Source organism: Mycobacterium sp. NPDC004974, from assembly GCF_053600815.1.
Genome location: NZ_JBSGAQ010000003.1, coordinates 201,075 through 227,215, shown reverse-complemented (window position 1 = coordinate 227,215; position 26,141 = coordinate 201,075). Strand labels below are relative to the sequence as shown.

Sequence of the window (26,141 nt, the reverse complement as noted above, 5' to 3'; positions counted from 1 at the left end):
TATCCCCTTCCCGACGGAAACAACTTACGCGGTCGGCAACCCGTTCGTCGTTCCTTTATGGTGTGTGTCCCCTAAGGGCCTGACGCCGTGCGGACATGCTGGGTCTATCGTGGCGGTTATGCCGGGCGCATTGGTTTCAGAATGTGAGACGCGTGGATGATTGTGCACAACGACGGGGTTACACGGGAGTGGCTCTGAACCCCCAGCACGGCGCCGATCTGCCCACCCCGGCCGTCCCACCGAAATCCGCGGTGCCCAGCGCGCCGACCACTTCGGGCGCCCTACGGCGGGTGTTGCGCCGAGCCCGTGACGGCGTGACGCTCAATGTCGACGAGGCCGCCATCGCGTTGACGGCCCGCGGCGAGGATTTGGCCGATCTGTGTGCCAGCGCCGCCCGGGTGCGCGACGCCGGCCTGGAATCAGCCGGCCGGCGTGGAGCCGGCGGCCGGCTTCCGGTCAGCTACTCGCGCAAGGTCTTCATCCCGGTGACGCATCTGTGCCGAGACACCTGCCATTACTGCACCTTCGTCACCGTGCCCGGCAAGCTGCGCGCGCAGGGCATGGGCATGTACATGGAGCCCGACGAGATCCTCGACGTGGCCCGCCAGGGTGCCGAGCTGGGCTGCAAGGAAGCGCTGTTCACCCTCGGTGACCGCCCCGAAGATCGCTGGGACGAGGCGCGGCAATGGCTCGACGAGCGTGGCTACGACTCCACGCTGGACTACGTGCGGGCCATGGCCATCCGCGTGCTCGAGGAGACCGGCCTGCTGCCGCATCTGAACCCCGGCGTGATGAGCTGGTCGGAGTTGTCGCGCCTGAAGCCCGTCGCGCCGTCCATGGGAATGATGCTGGAGACCACCTCGCGGCGTCTGTTCGAGATCAAGGGCGAGGCCCACTACGGCAGCCCGGACAAAGATCCTGCGGTGCGGCTGCGGACGCTGGACGACGCCGGTCGGTTGTCGATCCCGTTCACCACCGGCCTGCTGGTGGGCATCGGCGAGACGCTGACCGAGCGTGCCGAGACCATGCATGCGATCCGCAAGTCCCACAAGGAGTTCGGCCACGTTCAGGAAGTGATCGTGCAGAACTTCCGGGCCAAGGACCACACCGCGATGGCATCGACGCCCGATGCCGGGATCGACGACTTCCTGGCGACGATCGCGGTGACGCGCCTGGTGCTGGGGCCCAAGATGCGTATCCAGGCCCCGCCCAACCTGGTGTCGCGTGACGAATGCCTGGCGCTGATCGGCGCCGGCGTCGACGACTGGGGCGGTGTGTCACCGCTGACCCCCGACCACGTCAACCCGGAACGGCCCTGGCCGGCGCTGGACGATCTGGCCGACGTCACCGCCGAGGCAGGTTACGACCTGGTGCAGCGGCTGACCGCGCAACCGCAGTACGTGCAGGCGGGTGCGGCATGGATCGATCCGCGGGTGCGCGGGCATGTCGATGCGCTGGCCGATCCCGACACCGGGTTCGCGCTCGACGTCAAACCCGTGGGCCTGCAGTGGCAAGAACCCGACGAAGCGGGTTCGCTGGGCCGCATCGATCTGCACTCCGCGATCGACTCCGAGGGCCGGCTCACCGAGACCCGCAGCGACCTGGACAGTGCATTCGGCGACTGGGAGTCGATCCGCGCCAAGGTGCACGAGCTCGCCGCCCGCGCGCCCGAACGAATCGACACCGACGTGCTGGCTGCGCTGCGCTCCGCCGAACGGGATCCGGGCGGCTGCAGCGACGACGAGTACCTCGCGCTGGCCACCGCGGACGGTCCGGCACTGGAAGCCGTTACCGCACTGGCGGATTCGTTGCGTCGCGATGTCGTCGGGGATGACGTCACGTTCGTCGTCAACCGCAACATCAACTTCACCAACATCTGCTACACCGGCTGCCGGTTCTGCGCGTTCGCGCAGCGTAAGGGTGACGCCGACGCGTACTCGCTGTCCACCGACGAGGTTGCCGACCGTGCCTGGGAGGCGCATGTCGCGGGTGCCACCGAGGTCTGCATGCAGGGCGGTATCGACCCGGAACTTCCGGTCACCGGTTACGCCGATCTGGTGCGTGCCGTCAAGGCACGGGTGCCGTCGATGCACGTGCACGCGTTCAGCCCGATGGAGATCGCGAACGGCGTGACCCGCAGCGGGCTGTCCGTGCGGGAATGGCTGACAAGTCTGCGTGAGGCCGGTCTCGACACCATCCCGGGCACGGCCGCCGAGATCCTCGACGACGAGGTGCGCTGGGTGCTCACCAAGGGCAAGCTGCCGACGTCAGAGTGGATCAACGTGGTGACGACCGCGCACGAGGTGGGGCTGCGCTCGTCGTCGACGATGATGTACGGCCACGTGGACACGCCCAAGCACTGGGTCGGGCACCTCAACGTGCTCCGTGGCATCCAGGACAAGACCGGCGGATTCACCGAATTCGTGCCACTGCCGTTTGTGCACCAGTCCTCACCGCTGTATCTGGCCGGCGGCGCGCGTCCCGGGCCCACGCACCGCGACAACCGCGCAGTGCACGCCTTGGCACGGATCATGTTGCACGGCCGGATCCCGTCGATTCAGACCAGCTGGGTCAAACTCGGCGTCGAACGCACCCAGGTGATGCTGCGCGGCGGCGCCAACGATCTCGGCGGCACGTTGATGGAGGAGACCATCTCCCGGATGGCCGGCTCGGAGAACGGGTCAGCCAAGACGGTGGCCGAACTCGTCGCGATCGCCGAGGGCATCGGCCGCCCTGCCCGTCAACGCACCACGGATTACTCGCCCCTCGCTGCCTGACTCCCTTCCCGCCGTGGATGCGCTGGCAGTACCCACACCATCGCGCTCGCTAGGATCAGATCGGCCACTGGACCAGCCATGGCTGGCCCATAGCTGGGTTCGTTCGCAACTGACACGGTGGTGCACATGTCGAGCCAGGCTGGCAGCTCTGGGCTGCGGGGACGCGAACGTGATTGCGCGGTCCTGACGGAACTGGTCGCCGCAGCCGGCTCGGGTCAGGGCCAGGTACTGGTGCTGCGTGGTGAGGCGGGTATCGGTAAGACCGCGCTGCTGGATCATGTGGCCGAATTCGCTTCGGCCTCGGCGGGGTTCCGAGCATTGCGGGTCGCCGGGGTGCAGTCCGACCTGGACCTCGCCTATGCCGGCCTGCAACAGTTGTGCTCACCGCTGATGGGCCACCTCGGTGGGTTGCCGGGCCCGCAGCGGGACGCGCTGACCGTCGCCTTCGGCTATGGCACCGGACCGACGCCGGACCGGTTTCTGGTCGGGTTGGCGGTCCTGAGCCTGCTGGCGGCGGCCTCCGCCGACCAGTCGGTGCTGTGCATCGTCGATGACGCACAGTGGCTCGACCAGGTATCGGTGCAGACGCTGGGTTTCGTCGCACGACGGTTACTGGCCGAACGGGTCGCTCTCGTCTTCGCGATTCGCGACGGGCATTCGGAGATACTGGCCGGACTTCCCGAACTCATTGTCACCGGGCTGTCCGATGCCGACGCGCGAGCCCTGCTCGAATCGGTGATGCTCGGCGGTATCGACCCGTTGGTGCGGGACCGGATCGTCGCCGAGACCCGCGGTGTCCCACTGGCGATTCTCGATGTACCGCAGACCGTTTCGGCTACCGAGCTGGCGGGCGGCTTCTGGATCTCCGGCAAGCGTTCTTCCACCGCGGCCATCGAGGAGGGTTTCGTGCAGCGCATTCAGGCGCTGCCGGAGAGCACCCGGTGGCTGCTGCTCGTCGCAGCGGCCGAACCAGTGGGTGATCCCGCTCTGTTTCTGCGGGCCACGGCCTCGCTCGGCATCCCGGCCGACGCGCTGGGCCCGGCCGAGGCGGCCGGTCTCATCGAGTTCGGCACCCGGATGCGGTTCCTGCATCCGCTGATGCGTTCGGCCGCTTACCGCGCTGCCGAACTGGGCGAACGCAGGACCGCTCATCGAGCGTTGGCGGATGCGACCGATCCGAGCGATCACCCCGATCGTCGGGCATGGCATGCCGCCGCGGCGGCGACCGGACCCGACGACACGGTGGCCGCCGAGCTGGCCGCCTCGGCTGACCGCGCGCAGAGTAGGGGTGGAATCGCCTCGGCTGCAGCGTTTTTGGAGCGCTCGACCGTGCTCACCCGAGACCCCGAGCTGCGCGGCTCTCGCGCGATCACCGCGGCCCAGGCCAAGCGCGAAGCGGCGTCACCCGATGCGGCCTACGCACTGCTCGCGATCGCGGATTCCGCCTCGCTGTCTGCGCTGCAGCGAGCTCAGGTCGCGCGCATGCGCGCGCAGATGGACTTCGTCCGCAGCCGGGCCGGCGCAGCGGGAGCTCCGAAGGTCGGCGATGCGGCTGCGCACCTTCTCGCCGTCGCGCGGACCCTCGATGGACTCGACGATGACCTGGCCCGCGAGACGTACCTGGAGGCGCTCACCGCTGCGATGTACGCCGGGCGTCTCGCTGACCCCGGCCTGCTGGCAGAGGTGGCCGCGGCGGGCGGAACAGCGGTCGGCCGGGTGGCGCGGCTCGAACGTCCGCACGACTTCCTGCTGCGGGGCATGTCGTCGCGGATCATGAACGGACCCGGTGCGGGGTCCGCCGATCTGCGTGCGGCCCTTGAACTCTGGAACACCCACGCAGAACAGAGCCCGGGTCAATGGCTGTTCTGGCCGTTCCCCGTCGCGCAGGAATCGGCCGCGCATGAGATGTGGGACGACAAGGTATTGGAGCGCATCGCCACCGACACCGTGCGTCGGGCCCGGGAAGCGGGAGCGCTGGCCGCTCTGCCGCCCGCTCTCGGGTACCGGGCCGGCGTGCATTTCTATCGCGGCGAATTCGATGCAGCGACAAGGCTTATCGAAGAATCGAATGCTATCAACGCATCGATGGGTTATGTGCCGGTGCGCTACCACAGTTTGACGGTGGCAGCGTGGCGGGGCATGCACGACGAGGCCCTCGCCATCATCGCGGGAGCCGCCGCCGACGGGGCGGCCAGGGGCGAAGGACGGCTGCTCGGGCTTTGCGGCTTCAGCACCACGGTGCTCTACAACGGTCTCGGCCGCTACGAGGAGGCCCTGGCGGCGGCACAGACGGCCTGCGAATACGAGGACCTCGGGTTCTACAGCTGGTGCTTGTACGAACTCATCGAGGCGGCGGTGCATCTCGGTGACCGGGAGTCCGCCATCGCTGCGCTGCCGGCATTTCGGGAGCGGGCGGAAGTCAGCGGTACTGACTGGGGCCTTGGTGCACTGGCGGCGGCGCAGGCACTACTGGCCGACAACGAGAACGCCGAGGCCAGATTCGTCGAGGCGATCGAGCGATTGGAACGCGCCGATATCGCCTTGCACCTGTCGAGGGCCCGGCTGTCCTACGGGGAATGGCTGCGCCGGGTGAACCGCCGCACCGAGGCCCGGCGCCAACTCGCTGCAGCCCACGACATCTTCACCAAGATGGGCGCGCAGGGATTCGCCGAACGAGCCCGCCGGGAGTTGTTGGTGACCGGGGAGAAGGTCCGCAAACAACCGGTGGTGTCTGGTGATCAGCTGACCTCGCAGGAGGCGCAGATCGCCGGCCTGGCCCGCGACGGGCTGACCAATCAGGAGATCGGCACACAGTTGTTCATCAGCAATCACACCGTGGAGTGGCACCTGCGCAAGGTTTTCGTCAAGCTCGGCATCACCTCGCGCCGCCAATTGCGCACAGTGTCGTGGTCTGGATAGTTCTCGCCGCCCGGGGGCGTTCTACGGGAAAGGCAGGTCATGTCGACCGTGTCTCAGCCCTCAGAAGGAGAGAACATGAGCTTGGATAGCATTGCGCACCTTGGTAATCGGGGTCTCGATGAGTTGGTCCCGTCGCGCTACGCGGTGCAGGTCGGCGACATCGAGGTGCTGGTGATCAGCGATGGGGTGCTGCCGATCACCGCTTCGACGTTGGCCACCAACGCCGAACCAAGCGAGCTGGCGGGCTGGCTCGGCGACAATTTCCTGCCGCCCGAGGTGGTCGACTGGCCGCTGAATGTGGTGGTGGTGCGCACCGGCGAACGAACCATTCTCGTCGACGCCGGACTGGGGCTGGAGTTTCCGGATTTCCCGCGGGCCGGCAATACTGTGCAGCGACTCGAGGCGGCCGGTGTCGATCTGACGTCGGTGACCGATGTGGTGCTCACCCACATGCACATGGACCACGTCGGCGGGCTGATCACCAAGGGCGTCAAGGAAAGACTGCGCCCAGACCTGCGGGTCCACGCCGCGACGGCAGAGGCCGAGTTCTGGGAGTCACCCGATTTCTCCCGCACTGTCATGCCGCAGCCGATCCCGGACGTGCTGCGCCGGGTCGCCACGCAGTTCCTCGACGAGTACCGCGGGCAGTTGCGAACGTTCGAGACGGAGTACGAGGTCGCACCGGGCGTGCTCATCAGCCGCACCGGCGGACACACCCCCGGACACAGCGTGGTCCGCCTGGACTCCCGGGGCGAGAAGCTGACTTTCGCCGGCGACGCTGTGTTCGCGCCAGGTTTCGACAACCCCGAGTGGCAAAACGGATTCGAACACGACCCCGAGGAGGCGGCCCGCGTCCGGGTCGATCTGTTGCGGGAGCTGGCGGCGACCGGCGAGTCATTGGTGGCCACCCACCTGCCGTTCCCGTCGGTCTGCCGCGTTGCGGACGCCGGAGACGCGTTCCGCTGCGTTCCGGCTGTCTGGGACTACTGAACGCCTGTCGGATCGGGCTCGACGTGGCCGCCACCACGGATCGGACTACGGATTTTCAGGGGTCCGCGTAGGGCCCGCACAGGTGAGGCTGGATCCAGACGGAAACCAACTCTCACCTGGAGGTTCTCAACATGGATGTGCTCGACGCCAATACGCCGGCGGCGCAACAGTGACGCTGACATCTGTCCCGGACACATCGGACACCGCCGAATCCGACGCCGAGATGGCGGCGCGGTTCACCCGGGAGGCCGGCCCGCTGCGCGATGTGCTTCAACGCGGGGCCCGCCGGCTGACCCGAACCGAAGCCGACGCCGAGGATCTGTTGCAGGACACCCTGTTGCACGCTTATGCGGGCTTCCGCAAGTTCCAGGCGGGTACCAATCTGCGGGCGTGGTTGTTCCGGATCATGTACAACCGGTGGGTCAGCAACCACCGGGTTACGCAACGGCGGTTGGCCGAGATCGCGGTGGAGGACGTCACCGACCGTGATCTGGCTCGTGTTGCCGTGTACCGCTCCGACAGTCTGCGTTCCGCGGAGACCGAGGCGCTGGGCGCACTGCCCGATCCCAGTCTCACCGAGGCGTTGGCCGAACTCCCCGACGGCTACCCGGCGGTGCTGTATTACGCCTGCGTCGAGGGATACACCTACGCCCAAACCGCCGCCATCCTGAACATCCCGGTCGGCACCGTGATGTCGCGAGCATCCCGTGGGCGGCAGCGGTTACGGGAATCGTTGGCGCCGCCCGAACAACGTATCGCCTAGTCAAGGAGGCGCAGTGGAATTATCCCAGCAATGCGCGCTGGTCACCGGCGGCACCGCCGGTATCGGGCTGGCTTCGGCACGGCTTCTGGCCCAGGCTGGTGCGTCGGTCATGATCACCGGCCGTGATGCCGACCGCGGTGCCGCCGCGGCCGCCGGAATCGGACCGCGCGCCCGATTCATCCAGGCCGATCTGTCCGACATCCGCGCGGTGAAAGAGCTTGTGAAGCAGGTAGACACGGTCGACGTCCTGGTGAACAACGCAGCGAGCTTCCCGGCCGCGCTGACCGTCGACCAGGAAGTCTCGTCCTTCGAGCGGACGTATGGCACGAACGTCCGTGGACTCTATTTCCTCACCGCGGGGTTGGTGCCCGGGATGCTGCAGCGGGGACGGGGCAGCATCGTGAATGTGACCACCATGGTGGCGACGAAGGGTATCGCCGGTGCGTCGGCCTACAGCGCCTCCAAGGCGGCGGTGGAATCCCTGACTCGCACATGGGCGGTGGAATTCGGCCCAGCCGGGGTGCGGGCGAACAGCGTAGCTCCCGGACCGACCAGAACCGAAGGCGTGCAGGCGGAATGGGGCGAGTCCAACGAGGAGCTCGGTCGGTCGCTGCCGTTGGGCCGCACCGCGGACCCCGAGGAGATCGCCCAGGCGGTCCTCTTCTTGGCCTCGCCACGTTCGAGTTTCGTCACCGGTTCGACATTGCACGTCGACGGTGGCGGGAGTGCCCTGTGAACCGTTCGGTCGGTACCGGATTGAGGAGCAGCCATGACGAAGAAATATGACCCGGCTTGGGAAGGCGCACTGACCGTGGTGCACGAGGTGGTGCCTCCGTTCCTTCCCCACGGGGCACATGCGATGACGGTGGTCATCGAGTATCCACCGGGCAGCGCAGGTGCACCCCCGCACAAACATCCCGGTGGCCCCGCGTTCGGCTACATGCTCGAGGGGGAGATGCTCTTCGAGCTGGAGGGTGAACCGCCCCGTGTCATCCGCGCGGGGGAGGCGTTCTGGGAGCCCGGCGGCGATGTCATCCACTACTCGGATGCCAACCACCGCGACGACATCCGCAGCAGGTTCCTGGTCACCATGTTGTGCGTACCAGGGCAACCGATGCTGACCCTCGTCGACGACGAAGAGCTCGCTGCGCGGGCGCACCTGCGCGTTGTCGCCGAAAGCGAAGGGTGACGGCCCGTCGGCAGGAGGGCCTGGTGTATCGGCGAACGTGCCATGCGCCGAGGCGATTGCCAAGGGTATCGGCCGGCCGGCCCGTCAACGAACCACGGATTACTCGCCCCGCGCTGCGTAAGTAATGCCACGGGCGATCCCGCTGTACCGTGAGCGTGCGTGTCTGTCGGTGGACGCGGACTACGACAGTGCGCTCGCGCGGGTCAGGCAATTTACGTCGTGCCCGTCGCCGGCGGTTCCCGAGTCTGTCAACCGCCCACTGAGGATCTCGCAGGCCAGGCTCCCGGCATCGCCGATGATCGGGTCCGCACCCACCATCTGGTCGCCGACCCCGCTACTGAACAACGTCGCCTGGCCGCCGCAATGCGTGCCGGTCAGCAGAGTGCCCGCCGGACCCGAGGGCGTTGTGATGTCGATGCAGTTCGCGCCGGTCCATCTGACCACGGTCGTGTAGCCGCCTCCAGCTGTGGTGGCGGGGACGGCCGGAACCGGTGCGGCCGGGCCGGTCGCGGCCGGACCGCTGCCATTCCCGTCGTAGAGCGGGAGCCCTCCGCCGCCGGATGCCGACCCTCCTCCGGTCTCGCACGCGACGCCGTCGCCGTCCCGGTCCAGTTTCGTGCTGTAACCGGGTTGGCCCGCATAGAGGGGAGCGGCGCCGGCGGCTCGGGCCGCTGCGCAATTCGGGTAGGCGTTGGCGATCGGCGCCGCGAGGAGTGAGCTTGTTGCTGCGGCAGACATCAGGATGAGGGCGAGTAGGCGCATACCAGTGGTTCCGATCTTCAAATTGACAACTACGCAAATTGCTGACCACCGCATGATGCGCCGCCGGACTCAAGATCGAGAAGAAATCCGAGAAAATCGGGAATTGAATCGGACCACGGTCCGGTTAGTGTTTGGTGAAGGTGCCGGACCGACCGGCTCTCGAACCAAGGAGACACCATGACCGTCGCAGTAGCCACCGACCTGACCGCAGGCACCTGGGCCATCGACCCCGTGCATTCGTCGATCAACTTTTCGGTTCGTCACCTGATGGTGAGCAAGGTCCGCGGCAGCTTCGAGGCGTTCAGCGGCGCCGTCACGGTTGCCGAAGACGGCACCCCGTCGGTCAACGCCACCATCGACGTCACCTCGATCAACACCCGCAACGAGCAGCGCGACGCCCACGTGCGGTCCGCAGACTTCTTCGACGCCGAGAACCACCCGACCGCCACCTTCGTCTCGACCGGTGTGCGTCCCGACGGCGACGACTACATCGTCGACGGCGACTTCACCCTCAAGGGCGTGACCAAGCCGGTCTCGCTGAAGCTCGAGTACAACGGCGTCAACCCGGGTATGGGACAGGGTGCAGTCGCGGGCTTCGAGGCCTCGGTTGTGTTGAACCGCAAGGATTTCGGCATCGACATCGACATGCCGCTGGAGACCGGTGGCACCGTCGTCGGCGACAAGATCACCGTCACCCTGGAGATCGAAGCCCTCAAGCAGGCCTGATCCCGTGCCTTGTCGCGCTGGAGTGGCGCCGGCCAACTGCGCCACTCCAGCGCGACAACGGCGAGCTACAGGCGAGCAGCCAACTCCGTGCCCTGCTTGATGGCCCGCTTGGCATCGAGTTCGGCTGCGACAGCGGCGCCCCCGATGATGTGGGGCTCGATCCCGGCGGTGCGCAACGCATCCTCAAGATCGCGCACCGACTCCTGCCCGGCGCAGATCACCACGTTGTCGACGGGCAGCACCCGTCGGTCGCGGCGCTCGGTACCGAAGCTGATGTGCAAACCCTCATCATCGATGAGCTCATAATTCACCCCGGAAAGCTGTTGTACCCCTTTGGCTTTCAGTGACGCACGATGAACCCAGCCACTGGTCTTGCCGAGGTTGCGGCCCTGTGCGCCCTTGGTGCGCTGCAGCAGATACACCTCGCGGACCGCGGGGGCCGGCAATGCAGTGGTGAGTGCGCCGCGGGTTTCCTGGGGATCGGCCGCACCCCACTCGGCCTTCCACTCCTTGAGATTCAACGTCGGCGACTCGTCGGTTGTCAGGAATTCACTGACGTCAAAACCGATTCCGCCCGCGCCGATCACCGCCACCGACTTGCCCACGGGCGCACCGGTGATGGCCTGGGCGTAGGTGAGGACCTTCGGATGGTCGATGCCGGGAATGGCGGGAAGCCGCGGCGTCACCCCGCTGGCCAGGACCACGTCGTCGAAGCCGGACAGGTCGTCCACCCCAGCCTGGACCCCCAGTCGCACGTCGACCTCGAGCTTGTCGAGCATGGTGGTGTAGTACCGGATGGTCTCGTTGAACTCTTCCTTGCCGGGAATCCTTCTGGCCAGGTCGAATTGCCCGCCGATCGCCGACCCCGCCTCGAACAGGGTCACCCGGTGGCCGCGCTGGGCGGCGCTGACGGCAGCGGACAGTCCGGCCGGCCCGGCGCCGACGACGGCGACGGACCGGGCGCGGCGCGTCGGGCTGAGCACCAGCGAGGTTTCCCGCCCGGCCCGCGGGTTGAGCAGGCACGAAACCTTCTTGTGTACGAAGGCGTGATCGAGGCAGGCCTGATTGCAGGCGATGCAGGTGTTGATCTCACCGACGCGCTCCTCAGCGGCCTTGAGCACCCAGTCCGGATCGCTGAGGAAGGGCCGGGCCATCGAGATCAACCGCACGTGAGTCTCGGCCAGAGTCTGTTCCGCGGTCTGCGGCATGTTGATCCGATTGGACGCCACCACCGGGATGGAGATGTGCTCGGCCACCGCGCTACTGATGTCGACGAACGCGCTGTTGGGCACCGAGGTGACGATCGTGGGCACCCGTGCCTCGTGCCAGCCGAACCCGGAGTTGACCATCGTCGCTCCGGCCGCCTCGACTTCGGTTGCCAATGCGATGATTTCGTCCCAGCTCTGACCGTCCTCGACATAATCGGCCATCGACATCCGGTAGCAGATGATGAAATCGGAGCCCACCGCCTCGCGCACGCGGCGCACGATCTCGACCGGGAAGCGGCGACGTTTCTCCGGGGTGCCGCCCCACGCGTCGGTGCGCTTGTTGGTGCGCGGGGCCAGGAACTGGTTGAGCAGGTAGCCCTCGCTGCCCATGATCTCGACTCCGTCATAACCCGCCTCGCGGGCCAGCAGCGCGCAGCGGACGAAGTCGTCGATGGTGCCCTCGACATCGCGAAGCGCGCGTGGCCGGAACGGGTTGATGGGGGCCTTGATCGCGGAGGCGCTCACCGAAAGTGGATGGTAGGCATAGCGTCCGGCGTGCAGGATCTGCAACAGGATCTTGCCGTCGGCCTCGTGCACGGCGCCGGTGATCCGGCGATGCCGCCGTGCTTCTGACGAGGACACCAATTGCGAGGCGAACGGCAGCAGCCAGCCGGTCTTGTTCGGGGCGTAGCCGCCGGTGATGATCAGGCCGACGCCGCCGCGGGCCCGCTCGGCGAAGTACTCGGCCAGCTTCGCGGTGTCACTCGCGCGATCTTCCAGGCCGGTGTGCATCGAGCCCATCACCACCCGGTTGCGCAGGGTGGTGAACCCAAGGTCCAGCGGTGACAAAAGGTTCGGATACGCCAAGCCCATGTCGGCAGGGTAGGTGGGACCGTCGGTCCTATGCAACTAGTTGACTGACATTGCCGGGGGTACAAGTAATTGTCGTGGCGACTAGGCGAGGGGTATCTGCAACGTTTAGTATCTGTTACCACGCGCCACCCTTAAATGGTGACGCGCGAAGTTAGGGCACACTGAGACGAGCGTGCAGGTATGCGCAACGCATACTGTGACGTCGACTCATCAGAGTCCCGAACACCGAGCCCAGCAGCCCACTGGACAGGAGAGACATCAGTGACGTACGTCATTGCCGAACCCTGCGTCGACGTCAAAGACAAGGCATGTATCGAGGAGTGCCCGGTCGATTGCATCTACGAGGGTGCACGCATGCTGTACATCCACCCCGATGAGTGTGTGGACTGCGGCGCATGCGAGCCGGTCTGCCCGGTCGAGGCCATCTACTACGAAGATGACGTCCCGGACCAGTGGAGCAGCTACGCGCAGGCCAACGCTGACTTCTTCTCCGAGTTGGGTTCGCCCGGCGGTGCCTCCAAGGTCGGCCAGACGGACAACGACCCGCAGGCGATCAAGGACCTGCCGGCCAAGGCCGAGGACTGAGCACGGTCGAATCCGGCTTCGAGACTGACGTGGTGCGACAGCGTCGTTCGGCGGCATTGCCAGAGTTCCCATGGGACACCCTGGCCGACGTCACGGCTCTGGCTCGTTCGCACCCCGATGGGATCGTCGACCTTTCGGTAGGCACCCCGGTTGATCCGGTGGCGCCGGTGATCCGGGATGCGCTGGCCGCCGCCAGTTCCGCTCCGGGCTATCCGACGACCGCCGGCACCCCGGCCCTTCGTGCCTCCGCCGAGGCGGCGCTGCGACGCCGGTACGGCATCACCGACCTGGCGCCGGATGCGGTCCTGCCGGTGATCGGCACCAAGGAGCTGATCGCCTGGCTGCCGACGCTGTTGGCGATCGGTCCCGGCGATACCGTCGTCGTGCCCGAACTGGCCTACCCCACCTATGAGGTGGGCGCCCTGCTCGCCGGGGCGCAGGTCCTGCGGGCCGACTCGCTGACCCAGCTCGGGCCGCAGCGTCCCGCGCTGATCTACCTGAACTCACCCAGCAACCCCACCGGCCGCGTGCTCGGGGTGGACCACTTGCGCAAGGTGGTGTCCTGGGCCCGTGACCGCGGCGTGGTGATCGCCTCCGACGAGTGCTATCTGGGCCTGAGCTGGGAGGTCGAGCCGTTCAGCGTGCTGCACCCGTCGGTCTGCGACGGCGACCACACCGGGCTGCTGGCCGTGCACTCCCTGTCCAAGACTTCCTCGCTGGCCGGCTACCGCGCCGGGTTCGTCGCGGGCGACCCTGCCGTGGTGGCCGAACTGCTCGCGGTGCGCAAGCACGCCGGGATGATCGTGCCGACGCCGGTGCAGGCCGCGATGGTGGCCGCGCTCGACGACGACGAGCACGAGGCCGTCCAACGCGAGCGGTACGCGAATCGTCGTGCGGTTCTGCTGCCCGCCCTGCAGGCGGCCGGATTCACCGTGGAGCACTCCGAGGCGGGCCTGTACCTGTGGGCCACCCGCGGCGAGCCCTGCCGCGACACCGTGAAGTGGTTGGCCGAGCGCGGAATTCTCGCTGCGCCGGGCGAGTTCTATGGTCCGGCCGGCGCGCAGTACGTGCGGGTCGCGCTGACTGCGACCGACGAGCGCATCGCCGCCGCGGTCCAGCGGTTGGCCGCCTGAACCCTCGCGAGAGAAACCTCAGTCGAGCAACCCGAGCGACATCGCCGTGGTGACCGCCGCCGTGCGGTCGGACACCCCCAGCTTGTGGAACGCGCGCAGCAGGTGCGTCTTCACCGTGGCCTCGCTGATGTGCAGGGCGCGGCCGATATCGGCATTGGTGGCACCCGTGCCCACCAGCCCCAGCACCTCCGCCTCGCGCGCCGACAGCGTCACCGACGGTGCACGCACCGCATGCACCAATCGGTCGGCGACGCCCGGGGCGAGCACCGTCTTGCCGCGCGCGGCGTCGCGAACTGCGCGAGCCAACTCGGCCCGCGACGCGTCCTTGAGCAGATAGCCGGTCGCGCCGGCCTCCACGGCGCGAAGGATGTCGGTGTCGCTTTCGTAGGTCGTGACGACGACGATGTGCGTCGACGGATTGTCGGCCAGGATTCGCGCGGTCGCGGTGACGCCGTCGATCCCGGGCATCCGCAGATCCATCAGGATGACGTCGGGCCGCAGCGTGTGGGCCAGCCTGATCGCCTCGGCCCCGGAGCCGGCCTCGCCGATCACGGTCAGGTCGTCCTCGGCGTCGATCATGCCGCGCAGCCCTTCACGGACCACGGGGTGGTCATCGACCAACAGAACCGTCGTCATGCCGGCACCGCCACGACGACCCGCACCCCGCCGCCGTCCGGCGTGGAAACCGTCAACGTGCCGCCGACCTGATCCAGCCGGGCCCGCATACCGCGCAGGCCGAACCCGTCGACGTGATCGGTCTGTAGACCGATGCCGTTGTCGGACAAGGAAAGTCGTACTCCGTCCGCGGCCTTCTGCAGCCGCACGTGGAGCTCGCTGGCGTGGGCATGCCGGCGCACGTTCGCCATCGCTTCCTGCGCGCTGCGCAGCAGCACCACATCGGTGGCCATGCCCAGCTGCGGCAGGTCGTCGTCGATACGTACGTCGACGGCGATGCCGGTCTCGGCGGCGAGCCCCTCGGCCTGACGGCGCAGCGCGGCGGACAGGGTGCCCTCCTCCAACGCCGCGGGGGTCAGCCGGGTCACCATCGTGCGGGCCTCGGCCAGGTTGTCCCGCGCGGTGCTGCGGATCAGCTCGACGTGGCGGGTGGCGGCGGCCGGATCGCTCTCACCTTCGGCCTGCACGGCCTGAGCCAGCGCCACGATGCTGGTGAACCCCTGGGCCAGGGTGTCATGGATTTCCCGGGCCAGCCGCTCCCGCTCCGCGGCAACCCCGGCCTCGCGGGACAGCTGAGCCAGCTGGGCCCGGCTCGCCGCCAACTCGGCGACCGTGTCGGCTAACTGCTGCCGCTGCCGCGTGGTCGTCATGATCGTCGTGCCGATGATCGGGGCCGCCACCGCGCCTACCAGCGTCACCGCGGCCACCGCGGGCAGACTCGGCCACCCCAGCCCGTGGATCGCCACGGCAAGGCCCAACGGCGCCAGGGTGACCACGAACGTCAGCGTCAGCGCCGCCGCCAGCGGCAGCGTGGCGAAGATCAGCGGGAAGAGCGCCGGAATCGCCGCGACGGCCGGCGCCGCGGCCAGCAGGGCGATCAGCCACAGGCCGATCATCACCGCCACGAACGTCGCGGTGCGTGCCCGCACCGGGCCGGTGATCGGATCCGCCTCATGAATGACGTTGCGTCCGAACACCAGAACGATCACGACCATCGCGGTGAGGGCGCCGCAAGCTACCGGTACGTTGCCGCCGAGTGTGTGCCGCAGCACCACGACCGCGACGATCGCCGCGATGCACAGCCCGCAGACGTAGGTCTCCCACATCCAATGCCAGTCCGACGGCTCGCCTACGGCCGGCCTCGACGTTGTGGGTGGACCGGTTTCGGTCATCTGCCGATGCTAACGGTCTGAGGCCACCCAGTTGCCGTGGAAGCCGTGTGGAACTCGGACCGGAATATGCACGGTGGCAACGGGTGCCAGGCTCGCGGCATCGAGCAGCACGAGATCGCTGCGGTTCTCGGCGCGGTTGTAGACGAATCCCATGACCACACCGTCGTTCTCGTCGGCGTCCGGACCGGACGGGACGAAAACGAACTCGCCGGGTTCGCGCCCCGGACCGAAGTCGACCCGATCGGTTGTGCCGTCACGCAGGTCGTGACGCAGGATGGCGTCCGGTGCCGCGTCCGGTGCCGCGTCCGGTTCCGATGGGAGGCTGACGGTGTAGCCATACCTGTGCGGCAGTCCGGTGAGCCGATCGTCGACGCGCGGGAACTCCTGGGCCGAGTCGTCGAGTCGCTGCTCGCGCACCCGGCCGGTACGAAGGTCAATGGTCCAGCGGTCCAACGTGATCGAGTCGGTGAACAACCGGTCCCCGGTGGTGAACACCTCCGGGTGCCGGACGACGTCGAGCACGATCTGCTCGCCGTCGGGCCCGGTCTGGTCGTAACCGTTGAGGGCGTGGAACACGTAGCACGGCGGCACGTCGAACCAGCGGATGTCGGTGGCCGAACCCTCCCGCGGCAGCACCCCGAGACGGGCACCATGTTCAGGTGCCCACCGGTACGGCATCGACGTCGTCGGCAGTGCCGCGCGTTCGGATCCGCGCATCGCCGCGCGCAACACGAAGTCCGGTGCCGCGTGCCGCGCGGCGAATCCGGTCAGCAGCCGCGCCGCGGCCCGCACCGGAGCGCTCTTGACCATGGTGGTGAGATCCAGCTGTACCGGCAGGTCGTAGATCACCACGTGCTTCTCGGTCAGGGTGAAGTCATGCATCATCGTGTGTGTCGGCAAGGCGATGTCCACAGTGCGCCGCACCCTGCCGTCCACGCCGGTGACGGTGTAGCTCACCAGGTTTCCGCGCAGCGGGTTGTATGAGACGGCGTGCAGCTCACCTGTTTTCGGGTCGTGCTTGGGGTGGGCGGTGAATCCGCCGAACAGTGTCCCGCAGAAATCGGACGGCCCCACCGTGTCGAGTTCGTCGGTGAGCTCGTACGGCCGCGCACCGGCCTCGGTGATCACCAGCGTCTTGCCGGCGTGGCCGATGATGTTGGTGTTGGCCGGGAAATCGAATCCTCCCGCGTGCGCGCCGCCGGCCCACTTCTCGCCAAGTAGGCGGGCCACCGACGCTGACCGAACCCAGCGGTTGCGGTACCAGGTCGCGGCACCGTCGCGCAGCCGGATCCCGTGCGCCATGCCGTCGCCAAGGAACCAGTGGTGGTGCTGCGGGTCCGGTGCCTTCAGCGGGTTGGGCCCCGTGCGCAGATAGCGCCCATCGAGGTAGTCGGGAATGGTCCCGGTGATCCTGAGGTCGGTGACGGTGACCTCGTCGTGCACCGGTGCGAAGTTTCCGCTCAGAAACGGATGTTCGGATTCCTGCTGGACCGCTTCGGTAGTCATACCCATACGGTGCCGCTTCGGCGGCTTCGGCGCGACGACTTCACGGCTGATTCGTCTGTCAACCGAACGATGGACAGGGCCGCCTCACGCCGTCGCGCGCAGACTCAACGCGAGCAGCAGTCGCACATCGGCATCGTTGAGCGAGGCCCCCAACAGCTGCTCGGCCCGGCGGATCCGGTAGCGCACGGTGTTGGGGTGTACGTGCAGATGCTGTGCCGCCGCAGCGACGTCACCGAAGCAGTCCAGGTACACGCCCAGGGTTTCGGCGAGGGTCGGCTCCTCGGCCCGCAACTGTTGCACCCGTGGATCGATCAGCCGCTCGTCGGCCGCGATCGCGGTGACGATCTCGTCGAGCAGCACGGTGGTGCGTGCCTCGGCCAGTGAAGTGACCGGGGCCAGTGTCCCGGGGTGGCGTTCGGCGGTGTCGAGCACCCGGTCCACGTCGGTGCGGGCAGCGGCCGCACCGGACAACCCGGCCACCGGGCTCGCGATGACCGCATGCAACTTCAGCCCCAATTCGGCCCGCAGAGCCGCCACGGTGCCGCGTACCCACGAAGTCACTGCCTTGCCGGTGCTGGGGAACAAGACGTAGACGCGCGAACCCACCGAGGCCATCTGTGCGTCATGGCGAAAAGCGCTGGCGCTCAACGCCAGAACATCAGCGAGCCGAGTGCCGGCAGTTCCGCCGTCGAAGCCGATCACCGCGGCTCGGCCGTCGACTGCCACCCCCAGTTCGCGGGCGATCAGGCCGATGTCGGACGCCTCGTCCGGCTCTCGCAAGCCCAGCAGTTCCTGCACCCGCACGGCATGCGTCGACGGGGCGGCGGCCAACCGGGCCATGATGCGTGCGGCCAGCACCGCGGCGCCGCGCAGCACCTCCTCGGAGTCGTCGGCGAGCGGGCGGCTGCCCTGCTGCACCCAGATGGTGCCGACAAACGCCGGGGCCCGGCGCTCGTCGACCGCGGGTGCGAAGATGCCGATCGCCAGCCGGGGGCGCAGTCCGAGTTCGGGACGCTCGGCCACCCGTACCGCCTCCGGCCGGGAGCGCAGCGCGTCGAAGATGCCCCACTGCGCGATCCAGGCCAGATGCTCCGGTGGCCCGGCCCGGCCGAGGATGGAGAGCCGCCGTAACTCGTCGGCCTCGTCGCTGGACGCCGAATAGGCCAGCACGTGTGACTGGGCGTCCTCGATGCTGACCATGCCGTGCGTGCGTTCGGCCACGGATTGGGCCAGGCTGAACAGATCGGTGCCCGAATCGTGCAGGCCGCCGTCACCGTGGTGCTCGAAGACATGGTTGACCAACCGGTAGAGCCGCTCCCAGCGGGCCCGCGGATCGACGGCGACCACCGCGGTGCCTGCGGCCACTGCACGGCTGACCACCGTCGCCGACGGCTCCTTGACGAAGATCGCGGTGGGTGCGCGGCGCGCACTCTGCTGCTCGACCCAGCGCAGCGCATCGTTCTCGGAGACGCCGAGCAGGAAGAACACGTCGGCGGCCCCCGCGGACGGTGCCAGGCCCAGCCGCACATCGTCGGAATCGATCAGCGCGGCCGAGGCCACCGGCAGATCCAGGCCGCGTGGTGCCTGCACCAGCCGGACCAGCGTGGCGTCCAGCGCCAACAGCAGTTGGCCCAGGCTGACACCCGTCGTCCGCATGTTGTCCGATTCTACTGCTGTACGCGGTTAGGCTTGTCTGATCGGACAAGTGTTGTGTGGGTCACGTCGGGGATTCTTGACTCATGGATGCCATCACCGACGTGCCCTCGCCGGCCAACGAGCCGGTCCACGACTACGCACCGGGCTCGGGCGAACGCGCCCGGCTCATCACCGCGCTCGGCGACCTCGCCGGCGCCCCGATCGACCTGCCCCACGTCATCGGCGGCAAACACACGATGGGCAGCGGCGCACGGATTGACGTCGTGCAGCCGCATCGCCACAGTGCGCGGCTGGGCACACTGACCAACGCCGAACACTCCGACGCCGGCGCGGCCATCGAAGCCGCCCTGGCCGCCAAACACGAGTGGGCGGCGATGCCGTTCGACGAACGCGCCGCGGTATTCCTACGGGCGGCCGACCTGCTGTCCGGACCGTGGCGCGAGAAGATCGCCGCCGCCACGATGCTCGGCCAGTCCAAGACCGCCTACCAGGCCGAGATCGACGCCCCCTGCGAGCTGATCGACTTCTGGCGGTTCAACGTCGAGTTCGCCCGCCAGATCCTGGCCCAGCAGCCGGTCAGCAGCCCCGGCGTCTGGAACCGCACCGACCACCGGCCGCTCGAGGGCTTCGTCTACGCCATCACCCCGTTCAACTTCACCGCGATCGCCGGCAACCTGCCCACCGCGCCCGCATTGATGGGCAACACCGTGGTGTGGAAACCCTCACCCACCCAGACCTTCGCGGCCTACTTGACCATGCAGCTCCTGGAGGTCGCCGGGCTGCCGCCCGGGGTGATCAACCTGGTGACCGGTGACGGAATCGCGGTTTCCGATGTGGCGCTGGCCGATCCGCGTCTGGCCGGCATCCACTTCACCGGGTCGACCGCCACGTTCCAGCACCTGTGGCGCGAGGTCGGCGCGAACATCGATCGCTACCACACGTATCCGCGGTTGGTCGGTGAGACCGGCGGCAAGGACTTCGTCGTCGCGCACGCCTCGGCCCGCCCGCATGTGCTGCGCACCGCGCTGATCCGCGGCGCCTTCGACTACCAGGGACAGAAGTGCTCAGCGGCCTCGCGGGCCTTCATTCCGCGGTCGGTGTGGCACGAGATGGGCGACGATTTCCTTTCGGCCACATCGGACCTCAAGTACGGCGATGTCACCGACCTGACCAATTACGGCGGAGCCGTGATCGATGAACGCGCCTTCGCCAAGAATGTCGCGGCGATCGAGCGGGCCAAGGGCGCCGCGGGCGTCACAATCGCCGCCGGCGGCGAATATGACGACAGCGAGGGCTATTTCGTGCGACCCACCGTGCTGTTGTCCGACGACCCAACCGACGAGGCCTTCTCCACGGAGTACTTCGGCCCGATCCTGGCCGTGCACGTCTATCCGGACGGGGAGTACGAGCGCATCCTCGACGTCGTGGACACCGGCGCCCGCTACGCCCTGACCGGCGCGGTGATCGCCGACGATCGCGCGGCGGTGCTCACCGCCGCCGACCGGTTGCGCAACGCGGCGGGCAACTTCTACGTCAATGACAAACCGACCGGGGCGGTCGTCGGCCAGCAGCCGTTCGGCGGATCACGGGCCTCGGGCACCAACGACAAGGCCGGCTCGGCGCTGAACCTGTTGCGCTGGACCTCGGCCCGCTCCATCAAGGAGACGTTCGTGCCGCCCACCAACCACACCTACCCGCACATGGAGGCCTGAGATGGGCGTGTTTCAGCGGGTTGCCCGCCCGACGATCCTGGCCGCATCGCACTCGTTGCGGCTGCGCCACACGGCCGAACGCCTCCCGATCACCCGCAAGGTGGTGGACCGCTTCGTCGCGGGGGAGACCGTGCCCGACGCGCTCGACACCGTTGGTGCGCTGCGGGATTCGGGTCGGTTCGTCACCGTCGACTACCTCGGCGAGGACACCACGAGCAACGAGGACGCCGAACGTACCGTGCAGGCCTACCTGGCCCTGCTCGACGGGTTGGCACGCCGCGGTGACGGTGATGCGGCAGTGCGTCCGCTGGAAGTGTCGCTCAAGCTCTCGGCGCTCGGGCAGGCGCTGCCCCGCGACGGCGAGAAAATCGCCTACGAGAACGCGCACACCATCTGCGCCAAGGCCCGCGACGTGGGGGCCTGGGTGACCGTGGACGCCGAGGACCACACCACCACGGACTCGACCCTGTCGATCGTGCGTGACCTGCGCACCGAATTCGATTGGCTGGGAACGGTTCTGCAGGCCTATCTGCATCGCACCGAGGCGGATTGCCGCGAGTTCGCCGCGGCGGGGGCCCGGATCAGGCTCTGCAAGGGCGCCTACGACGAACCCGCCTCGGTGGCCTACCGCGACGCCGAGGAGGTCACCGGCTCCTACCTACGGTGCCTGCGGGTGCTTATGGCCGGGTCGGGCTACCCGATGGTGGCCTCACACGACCCGGTGATCATGGACGCGGTACCGGCACTGGCCTCTGAATTCGGCCGTGGCGTGGACGGTTTCGAGTACCAGATGCTCTACAACATCCGAGACGCCGAACAACGCCGGCTGGCCGAGGCGGGCAACCATGTGCGCGTGTACGTTCCGTTCGGCAACGAGTGGTACGGCTACTTCGTGCGGCGATTGGCCGAGCGGCCGGCCAACCTGATGTTCTTCCTGCGCGCCCTGGCCGAGCGGCACTGAGCCGGCCGCTATTTCAGCGTGTCGATCCGTGCCGAGAGCAGGTCGGCAAGGAGTTCGGTTTGCCGTGTCGTGAACCCGATTTCGCTGCAGCGATGAGGCCACTGTTGGGCCGCGTCAACGAGGTCGTCGGTCATCCGGGCCACCGCCCGGCTGCGCAGCCCGAGCCGTTCGGCAGCATCGAGGAACCAATTCCGATCAAGACGGTTGGCACGGCCATACAGGCTCATGGCCATCGGATCCCGCCAACCGGTGTAGGGCTGCGTGGTCAGCAGGTCGTATGCCGGTGTTGGCCGCCAGAAGCCATCGGGGCAGTAGATCGACAGGTTCTTCCCGTGCAGGTCACCGTTGCCGATCAACCAGGAGAACATCACGATTCGCAACAACTCGAGGGTGGCGGCTGCCCCCGATCCGCCGCCGCGAGCGCACGCGTCACCGAGGGCGCCGATCGCGGTTTCGGTGTGGATGCGGTACTTCGAGGCCGGATAGACGCCGGCGACCTGGCAGGCGTCCTCCTGCGCGATGCGTAGATCGCCTTGACGGTCGAAGCGCTCCACCAGCAGCGCGCTGCGTCCCTGTGCGTCATGCAGGAGATGTGTCCGAGCGGTTCGAAGTCCACAGTCAGCCGCCATCTGCATGAAGAAGTGCTCATTCTCCACCAGGCGCGGAAACCCACTGGGCGGGTTGAGTTTCAGGATTGCCGGCCCTGAGGTGGTACGCGCGGGAGTCGACCACATCGCGGCGCTGACCTTGGGCTGGACTCCGGACAGCCCGACGGGGTCCGCCGCGAGGGATCCGGTGAGGTCGGCGAAGACCGCGCGAAAGTCGTTGCTGTGCTTCGGGTCGAACATCGGGGTCAAACTGGGCGCGGCGGTGCCGGACGGCAGGACGCGGACATTGCCGACGGTGTCGGCGCCGATCGCGAGAAGCAAGGTGAAGTGATCATCGGCCGACGTCTTCGTCGACGCGGTCACGATCCCCAGCCGAACCCCTTCGGGCAGGAGCCCGGCGAAGAACGTCGGAACCGCACCGCCGTGCGTCACGAGCGGGTAGTCCCCGTCGCGGGGCAGCGACCACGACACCGACCGGGCGCGGTCTGACGACCCCGGCTCCGGCGCCGCACCGGTGTAATTGAAGACAATCTCGTCGCCGCGGTCACGGGCCAGCCTCGCGACTGCGTGATCGCCGAGATACACGTCGGCCTGCTCGATTTCGCGCAGCGCCTCGAAGTCGGTCATGTGGCGGTGACCTGAACCCTGAGGCCGAGAATGTCGGCGATCTCGATGACCGAGGCCAATTTGATTGAGCCCGTGCCGTGTTCGAGGGCTTGAATGCTGTAGCGCGAGACGCCGGCGAGGTCGGCCAGGACCTGCTGGGTGAGCCCCAGCTGGATTCGCCTGGCAGCGAAGGCTGCCCCCAGTTCGGCGATCTCGGGCGTCGTCGACCTGGGGGCCGGCTTGGTGCGGCGTGGCTCGGGCATCCGTCCTCCTTATGCTCGGATTTTCATGCACAAGGTGGGTTGGCCACTGCTATTCGGGCCGGAGCGGCCTTATGCTCAATTTTCCAGGCATTGAGCCCATGGTCTCGCTCTGGTGGGCCGTTGTCAACGATTATGAGTGAAATTTCAGGCATAGCGCTGGTGTAGCGCCAGTAAGGTCAGGGCCGCCAGGCTCTGGGCATCGGTGATCTCACCGTCCCGGATCATCCGGTCCAGCTCCCCGCGGGAGAACCACGCGCTGTGCATGTCCTGTTCCTCGGGCTCGCGTTCGTGCTCACCCTCGGTGAGCCCGGTCGCCAGGAACACCCACCCCCGCTGGCTACTCATCCCGGCAGCCACGTCGAGCTGGCCCAGACGTTCCATGCTCTCGGCGCGCAGCCCGGTCTCCTCACGAAGTTCGCGGTGGGCCAGCGCAGTCGGATCCAGATGTTGCTGTTCGGGTGCGGTGCCCTGCGGGAACTCCCAGCGCCGCAGCCCCAGCGGGTACCGGAACTGCTCGACGAGGTGAAACCGATCGTGAGCGGGGTCGTACGGGATCACCAGGGCATAGGTCGGCTTGTCCACAACGGCGTAGACGCCGGTGCTGCCGTCGGGCCGGACGACGTCGTCCTCGCGCAGTGTCAACCAGTTGTTCTGGTACACCTCGCGCGTCGCAGCCTGCCGGATCGTTCCCATCGTCTCCGTTACCCGTCCACGCGCAGGCGGATGTGCAGCCGCTGTGCTTCGACGTCGCCCTCGTCGATCTCGTCGGCGAGCGTGGCGGCGAACTCGGCCAGATTCGCCACATCGATGTCATGGGGCGACGGTTGGTCGACCAGAGAAAGCCGTGCCGACGCGCGTCTCAACAGGGCCGAGGCACCGGTCCGATTGCCGCGCTGCACATGGGTGATGCCCACGGCCAGCTGTGCCAATCCCTGCCAGAGCGCACGCTCGTGATCCGGGCCGTTCTTCCACGCCGCTTCGAGTACCTCGTGAGCACCGAACGCCTGACCACGGTCGAGCAGATCCTGGGCGTACGCGAGAGTTTCAGCCGGTGAGAGCTCCAGGTCATCGGGGATCCGGGCGACGCCTTCACTGCCGTACGGCAATGGCCGGCCAAGTGCGTCGCGCGGGCGGGTGCTGCGGGGCCGGCCGGAGTCATCGCGATCGCGCGTAGCTGTGCCCATGAGCACCAGCCTCGCGCCAACTCCGCATCCTGTCGAGTGCGTGGGATCGACGGACGGCACGCCGGTAGCCTCACAAGAGTGTTGCTGGCCTCCCTGAACCCCGCAGCCGTCGCCGCCGGCGCCGAGCTCGCCGACGCTGTATCCATCGACGGTGCTGTGTTGAGCCGCAGTGATCTCGTCGGCGCCGCCACCTCGGTGGCCGAGCGCGTGGCTGTCGCGCAACGCGTCGCCGTCCTGGCGACACCGACCCCGACGACCGTCCTCGCCGTCATCGGATGCCTGATCGCCGGTGTGCCGGTGGTCCCGGTACCTGCCGACGTCGGCGCGGCAGAGCGTCGACACATCCTCGCCGACTCCGGCGCCCAGGCCTGGCTGGGGGAGCGGCCAGAGGAGACCGAGGGACTGCCGCACATCCCGGTGCGGCTGCACGCCCGGTCCTGGCACCGCTATCCCGAGCCGGCACCGAATTCGACCGCGATCATCATGTACACCTCCGGGACGACCGGAGCGCCCAAGGGCGTGCCGATCAGCCGCCAGGCCATCGCCGACGACATCGACGCGCTGGCCGCGGCATGGCAGTGGACCGCTGCCGACACCCTGGTGCACGGGCTGCCGCTGTTCCACGTGCACGGCCTGGTGCTGGGTCTGCTCGGCTCGCTGCGGATCGGAAACCGCTTCGTACACACCGGGAAACCGACACCGGCCGCGTACGCGCAGGCGCAGGGCACGCTCTACTTCGGGGTGCCGACGGTGTGGTCGCGGGTGGTCAAGGACCTCGACTCGGCGCTGGCGCTGTCCACCGCACGGCTGCTGGTCTCCGGCAGCGCGCCGCTGCCGGTGCCGGTGTTCGACGAGCTGGTGCGACTGACCGGGCACGCGCCGGTGGAGCGCTACGGCAGCACGGAATCGCTGATCACCCTCAGCACTCGGGTCGACGGTGAGCGCAGGCCCGGCTGGGTCGGGCTGCCGCTGGCCGGAGTGCAGACCCGGCTCGTCGACGACGACGGCGCGCCGGTGCCTCACGACGGCGAGACGATCGGACGGCTGCAGATCAAGGGCCCCATGGTGTTCGGCGGCTACCTCAACCGGTCCGAGGCCACCGCCGACGCCTTCGATTCCGACGGCTGGTACCGCACCGGCGACGTCGCGGTCATCGATGCCGACGGGATGCACCGCATCGTCGGGCGGGAGTCGGTGGACCTGATCAAATCGGGCGGGTACCGCATCGGCGCCGGTGAGATCGAGACCGTGCTGTTGGGTCATGACGGCGTCGACGAGGTGGCCGTGGTCGGGGTGCCCGACGACGATCTGGGGCAGCGCATCGTTGCGTTCGTTGTCGGCAATGCCGCACCCGATACGCTGATCGAGTATGTCGCCCAAGAACTTTCAGTGCACAAACGTCCTCGCGAAGTGCGACTCGTGGACAGCCTGCCCCGCAACGCCATGGGCAAGGTGATGAAAAAGGAACTGGCGCAATGGGGTTGAGGTTCTCCGAGATCTGCATCGACGCACACGATCCCGAAGCGTTGGGCGCCTGGTGGTCGGAAGCGCTGGGCTGGCCCGCACACACCGATGCCGACGGCGACGTGCTGCTCACCCCGCCGCCGGGCGCCGGCCCGATCTGGCTGTTCACTGCCGTGCCGGAGGACAAGGTGGTCAAGAACCGTCTGCATCCGGACTTCACCCCCGACGATCAACAGGCCGAGGTGGACCGGTTGATCGGCCTCGGCGCCCGCCACGTCGACGTCGGCCAGGGTGACGAAACGTGGGTGGTGCTGGCCGACCCAGAGGGCAACGAGTTCTGCGTGCTTGCTGCCGAGCAGGGGTAGCTTGGGAAGTGACGGGGCGTAGATCGCACGTCACGCCCTGCCTC

At 67.8% G+C, this 26,141-nt stretch carries 23 protein-coding genes; 13 read left to right on the top strand and 10 right to left on the bottom strand.

The genetic code is table 11. The annotated features are described in order from the left end of the window. The first annotated feature begins 188 nt into the window (after window positions 1-188). The 6 genes from ACWEFV_RS09125 to ACWEFV_RS09100 all read left to right on the top strand — a co-directional run bounded on the left by ACWEFV_RS09125 (window position 189) and on the right by ACWEFV_RS09100 (window position 8,638). Entirely contained in the window at window positions 189-2,777 is a 2,589-nt protein-coding gene (locus ACWEFV_RS09125) for a bifunctional FO biosynthesis protein CofGH (protein WP_450069904.1), read from the top strand. Window positions 2,778-2,903: 126 nt separating this feature from the next. Then, window positions 2,904-5,696, top strand: a complete 2,793-nt coding sequence (locus ACWEFV_RS09120) for a helix-turn-helix transcriptional regulator (protein WP_450069903.1) — start codon at window positions 2,904-2,906, stop codon at window positions 5,694-5,696. 75 nt (window positions 5,697-5,771) lie between these two features. Further along, window positions 5,772-6,686, top strand: coding sequence for an MBL fold metallo-hydrolase (locus ACWEFV_RS09115; protein ID WP_135457351.1), 915 nt, complete (start codon window positions 5,772-5,774; stop codon window positions 6,684-6,686). A gap of 169 nt (window positions 6,687-6,855) precedes the next feature. Then, window positions 6,856-7,449 carry a sigma-70 family RNA polymerase sigma factor gene (locus tag ACWEFV_RS09110; RefSeq protein WP_450069902.1) on the top strand — a complete coding sequence of 198 codons (594 nt, stop codon included), beginning with the start codon at window positions 6,856-6,858 and terminating at the stop codon, window positions 7,447-7,449. A gap of 13 nt (window positions 7,450-7,462) precedes the next feature. After that, window positions 7,463-8,185: an SDR family NAD(P)-dependent oxidoreductase gene (locus ACWEFV_RS09105; RefSeq protein ID WP_450069901.1), complete on the top strand. Its 723-nt coding sequence runs from the start codon at window positions 7,463-7,465 to the stop codon at window positions 8,183-8,185. 33 nt (window positions 8,186-8,218) lie between these two features. After that, the gene (locus ACWEFV_RS09100) at window positions 8,219-8,638 is read left to right on the top strand and encodes a cupin domain-containing protein (protein WP_450069900.1); all 420 of its coding nucleotides are present in this window, start codon (window positions 8,219-8,221) and stop codon (window positions 8,636-8,638) included. Between the two features lie 180 nt (window positions 8,639-8,818). Here ACWEFV_RS09100 and ACWEFV_RS09095 read toward each other — a convergent pair whose 3' ends face one another. Beyond that, window positions 8,819-9,376, bottom strand: a complete 558-nt coding sequence (locus ACWEFV_RS09095) for an excalibur calcium-binding domain-containing protein (RefSeq protein WP_450069899.1) — start codon at window positions 9,374-9,376, stop codon at window positions 8,819-8,821. 201 nt (window positions 9,377-9,577) lie between these two features. Between ACWEFV_RS09095 and ACWEFV_RS09090 the strand changes: the two genes are divergently transcribed. Next, window positions 9,578-10,126: a YceI family protein gene (locus tag ACWEFV_RS09090; RefSeq protein WP_135457345.1), complete on the top strand. Its 549-nt coding sequence runs from the start codon at window positions 9,578-9,580 to the stop codon at window positions 10,124-10,126. Between the two features lie 65 nt (window positions 10,127-10,191). On the opposite strand, the gene ACWEFV_RS09085 is transcribed toward ACWEFV_RS09090, so the two are convergent. Further along, entirely contained in the window at window positions 10,192-12,207 is a 2,016-nt protein-coding gene (locus tag ACWEFV_RS09085; protein ID WP_450069898.1) for an FAD-dependent oxidoreductase, read from the bottom strand. A gap of 261 nt (window positions 12,208-12,468) precedes the next feature. Here ACWEFV_RS09085 and fdxA point away from each other — a divergent pair, with 261 nt between their 5' ends. Together fdxA and dapC are read left to right on the top strand one after the other, a co-directional pair. Further along, window positions 12,469-12,792, top strand: a complete 324-nt coding sequence (gene fdxA, locus ACWEFV_RS09080; RefSeq protein ID WP_036448192.1) for a ferredoxin — start codon at window positions 12,469-12,471, stop codon at window positions 12,790-12,792. Window positions 12,793-12,821: 29 nt separating this feature from the next. Then, window positions 12,822-13,925: a succinyldiaminopimelate transaminase gene (gene dapC, locus ACWEFV_RS09075; protein ID WP_450069897.1), complete on the top strand. Its 1,104-nt coding sequence runs from the start codon at window positions 12,822-12,824 to the stop codon at window positions 13,923-13,925. A gap of 18 nt (window positions 13,926-13,943) precedes the next feature. Here dapC and ACWEFV_RS09070 read toward each other — a convergent pair whose 3' ends face one another. The 4 genes from ACWEFV_RS09070 to ACWEFV_RS09055 form a co-directional block, all read right to left on the bottom strand. Further along, window positions 13,944-14,561, bottom strand: a complete 618-nt coding sequence (locus ACWEFV_RS09070) for a response regulator (protein WP_450069896.1) — start codon at window positions 14,559-14,561, stop codon at window positions 13,944-13,946. After that, window positions 14,558-15,772: a sensor histidine kinase gene (locus ACWEFV_RS09065; protein WP_450069895.1), complete on the bottom strand. Its 1,215-nt coding sequence runs from the start codon at window positions 15,770-15,772 to the stop codon at window positions 14,558-14,560. Before ACWEFV_RS09065 ends, ACWEFV_RS09070 begins: the two co-directional genes overlap by 4 nt. A 9-nt stretch (window positions 15,773-15,781) precedes the next feature. Next, window positions 15,782-17,278 carry a carotenoid oxygenase family protein gene (locus ACWEFV_RS09060; protein WP_450069894.1) on the bottom strand — a complete coding sequence of 499 codons (1,497 nt, stop codon included), beginning with the start codon at window positions 17,276-17,278 and terminating at the stop codon, window positions 15,782-15,784. Between the two features lie 84 nt (window positions 17,279-17,362). Further along, complete coding sequence (locus ACWEFV_RS09055) at window positions 17,363-18,934, bottom strand: PucR family transcriptional regulator (RefSeq protein ID WP_450069893.1); 1,572 nt, start codon at window positions 18,932-18,934, stop codon at window positions 17,363-17,365. Between the two features lie 83 nt (window positions 18,935-19,017). Between ACWEFV_RS09055 and pruA the strand changes: the two genes are divergently transcribed. Together pruA and ACWEFV_RS09045 are read left to right on the top strand one after the other, a co-directional pair. Next, the gene (gene pruA / locus ACWEFV_RS09050) at window positions 19,018-20,646 is read left to right on the top strand and encodes an L-glutamate gamma-semialdehyde dehydrogenase (RefSeq protein WP_450069892.1); all 1,629 of its coding nucleotides are present in this window, start codon (window positions 19,018-19,020) and stop codon (window positions 20,644-20,646) included. Window position 20,647: 1 nt separating this feature from the next. After that, window positions 20,648-21,607 (top strand): proline dehydrogenase family protein, encoded by a 960-nt coding sequence (locus ACWEFV_RS09045; RefSeq protein ID WP_450069891.1) that lies wholly within the window; start codon window positions 20,648-20,650, stop codon window positions 21,605-21,607. An 8-nt stretch (window positions 21,608-21,615) separates the two neighbouring features. On the opposite strand, the gene ACWEFV_RS09040 is transcribed toward ACWEFV_RS09045, so the two are convergent. The 4 genes from ACWEFV_RS09040 to ACWEFV_RS09025 form a co-directional block, all read right to left on the bottom strand. After that, window positions 21,616-22,842 (bottom strand): type II toxin-antitoxin system HipA family toxin, encoded by a 1,227-nt coding sequence (locus ACWEFV_RS09040; RefSeq protein ID WP_450069890.1) that lies wholly within the window; start codon window positions 22,840-22,842, stop codon window positions 21,616-21,618. Further along, window positions 22,839-23,084 (bottom strand): helix-turn-helix domain-containing protein, encoded by a 246-nt coding sequence (locus ACWEFV_RS09035; RefSeq protein ID WP_450069889.1) that lies wholly within the window; start codon window positions 23,082-23,084, stop codon window positions 22,839-22,841. The genes ACWEFV_RS09040 and ACWEFV_RS09035 overlap by 4 nt, the downstream gene beginning before the upstream one ends. A 144-nt stretch (window positions 23,085-23,228) precedes the next feature. After that, on the bottom strand, window positions 23,229-23,777 hold the full coding sequence (locus ACWEFV_RS09030) for an NUDIX domain-containing protein (protein WP_450069888.1): 549 nt from the start codon (window positions 23,775-23,777) through the stop codon (window positions 23,229-23,231). Window positions 23,778-23,785: 8 nt separating this feature from the next. Continuing rightward, the gene (locus tag ACWEFV_RS09025) at window positions 23,786-24,268 is read right to left on the bottom strand and encodes a DUF309 domain-containing protein (RefSeq protein WP_450069887.1); all 483 of its coding nucleotides are present in this window, start codon (window positions 24,266-24,268) and stop codon (window positions 23,786-23,788) included. A gap of 78 nt (window positions 24,269-24,346) precedes the next feature. On the opposite strand from ACWEFV_RS09025, the gene ACWEFV_RS09020 reads away from it, so the two are divergent. Together ACWEFV_RS09020 and ACWEFV_RS09015 are read left to right on the top strand one after the other, a co-directional pair. Next, window positions 24,347-25,753 (top strand): acyl-CoA synthetase, encoded by a 1,407-nt coding sequence (locus ACWEFV_RS09020; RefSeq protein ID WP_450069886.1) that lies wholly within the window; start codon window positions 24,347-24,349, stop codon window positions 25,751-25,753. Then, entirely contained in the window at window positions 25,744-26,097 is a 354-nt protein-coding gene (locus tag ACWEFV_RS09015) for a VOC family protein (protein WP_450069885.1), read from the top strand. The genes ACWEFV_RS09020 and ACWEFV_RS09015 overlap by 10 nt, the downstream gene beginning before the upstream one ends. Window positions 26,098-26,141 lie beyond the last annotated feature (44 nt).

What these genes read in the sequence shown, in the direction of transcription:
- ACWEFV_RS09100 (WP_450069900.1), top strand. Translation starts at nt 8,219, where the DNA reads ATGACGAAGAAATATGACCCGGCTTGGGAAGGCGCACTGACCGTGGTG.
- pruA (WP_450069892.1), top strand. Translation starts at nt 19,018, where the DNA reads ATGGATGCCATCACCGACGTGCCCTCGCCGGCCAACGAGCCGGTCCAC.
- ACWEFV_RS09070 (WP_450069896.1), bottom strand. Translation starts at nt 14,561, where the DNA reads ATGACGACGGTTCTGTTGGTCGATGACCACCCCGTGGTCCGTGAAGGG.
- ACWEFV_RS09045 (WP_450069891.1), top strand. Translation starts at nt 20,648, where the DNA reads ATGGGCGTGTTTCAGCGGGTTGCCCGCCCGACGATCCTGGCCGCATCG.
- ACWEFV_RS09025 (WP_450069887.1), bottom strand. Translation starts at nt 24,268, where the DNA reads ATGGGCACAGCTACGCGCGATCGCGATGACTCCGGCCGGCCCCGCAGC.
- ACWEFV_RS09115 (WP_135457351.1), top strand. Translation starts at nt 5,772, where the DNA reads ATGAGCTTGGATAGCATTGCGCACCTTGGTAATCGGGGTCTCGATGAG.
- ACWEFV_RS09055 (WP_450069893.1), bottom strand. Translation starts at nt 18,934, where the DNA reads ATGCGGACGACGGGTGTCAGCCTGGGCCAACTGCTGTTGGCGCTGGAC.
- ACWEFV_RS09015 (WP_450069885.1), top strand. Translation starts at nt 25,744, where the DNA reads ATGGGGTTGAGGTTCTCCGAGATCTGCATCGACGCACACGATCCCGAA.
- ACWEFV_RS09035 (WP_450069889.1), bottom strand. Translation starts at nt 23,084, where the DNA reads ATGCCCGAGCCACGCCGCACCAAGCCGGCCCCCAGGTCGACGACGCCC.
- ACWEFV_RS09085 (WP_450069898.1), bottom strand. Translation starts at nt 12,207, where the DNA reads ATGGGCTTGGCGTATCCGAACCTTTTGTCACCGCTGGACCTTGGGTTC.
- ACWEFV_RS09065 (WP_450069895.1), bottom strand. Translation starts at nt 15,772, where the DNA reads ATGACCGAAACCGGTCCACCCACAACGTCGAGGCCGGCCGTAGGCGAG.
- ACWEFV_RS09090 (WP_135457345.1), top strand. Translation starts at nt 9,578, where the DNA reads ATGACCGTCGCAGTAGCCACCGACCTGACCGCAGGCACCTGGGCCATC.
- ACWEFV_RS09060 (WP_450069894.1), bottom strand. Translation starts at nt 17,278, where the DNA reads ATGACTACCGAAGCGGTCCAGCAGGAATCCGAACATCCGTTTCTGAGC.
- ACWEFV_RS09030 (WP_450069888.1), bottom strand. Translation starts at nt 23,777, where the DNA reads ATGGGAACGATCCGGCAGGCTGCGACGCGCGAGGTGTACCAGAACAAC.
- ACWEFV_RS09040 (WP_450069890.1), bottom strand. Translation starts at nt 22,842, where the DNA reads ATGACCGACTTCGAGGCGCTGCGCGAAATCGAGCAGGCCGACGTGTAT.
- ACWEFV_RS09120 (WP_450069903.1), top strand. Translation starts at nt 2,904, where the DNA reads ATGTCGAGCCAGGCTGGCAGCTCTGGGCTGCGGGGACGCGAACGTGAT.
- ACWEFV_RS09095 (WP_450069899.1), bottom strand. Translation starts at nt 9,376, where the DNA reads ATGTCTGCCGCAGCAACAAGCTCACTCCTCGCGGCGCCGATCGCCAAC.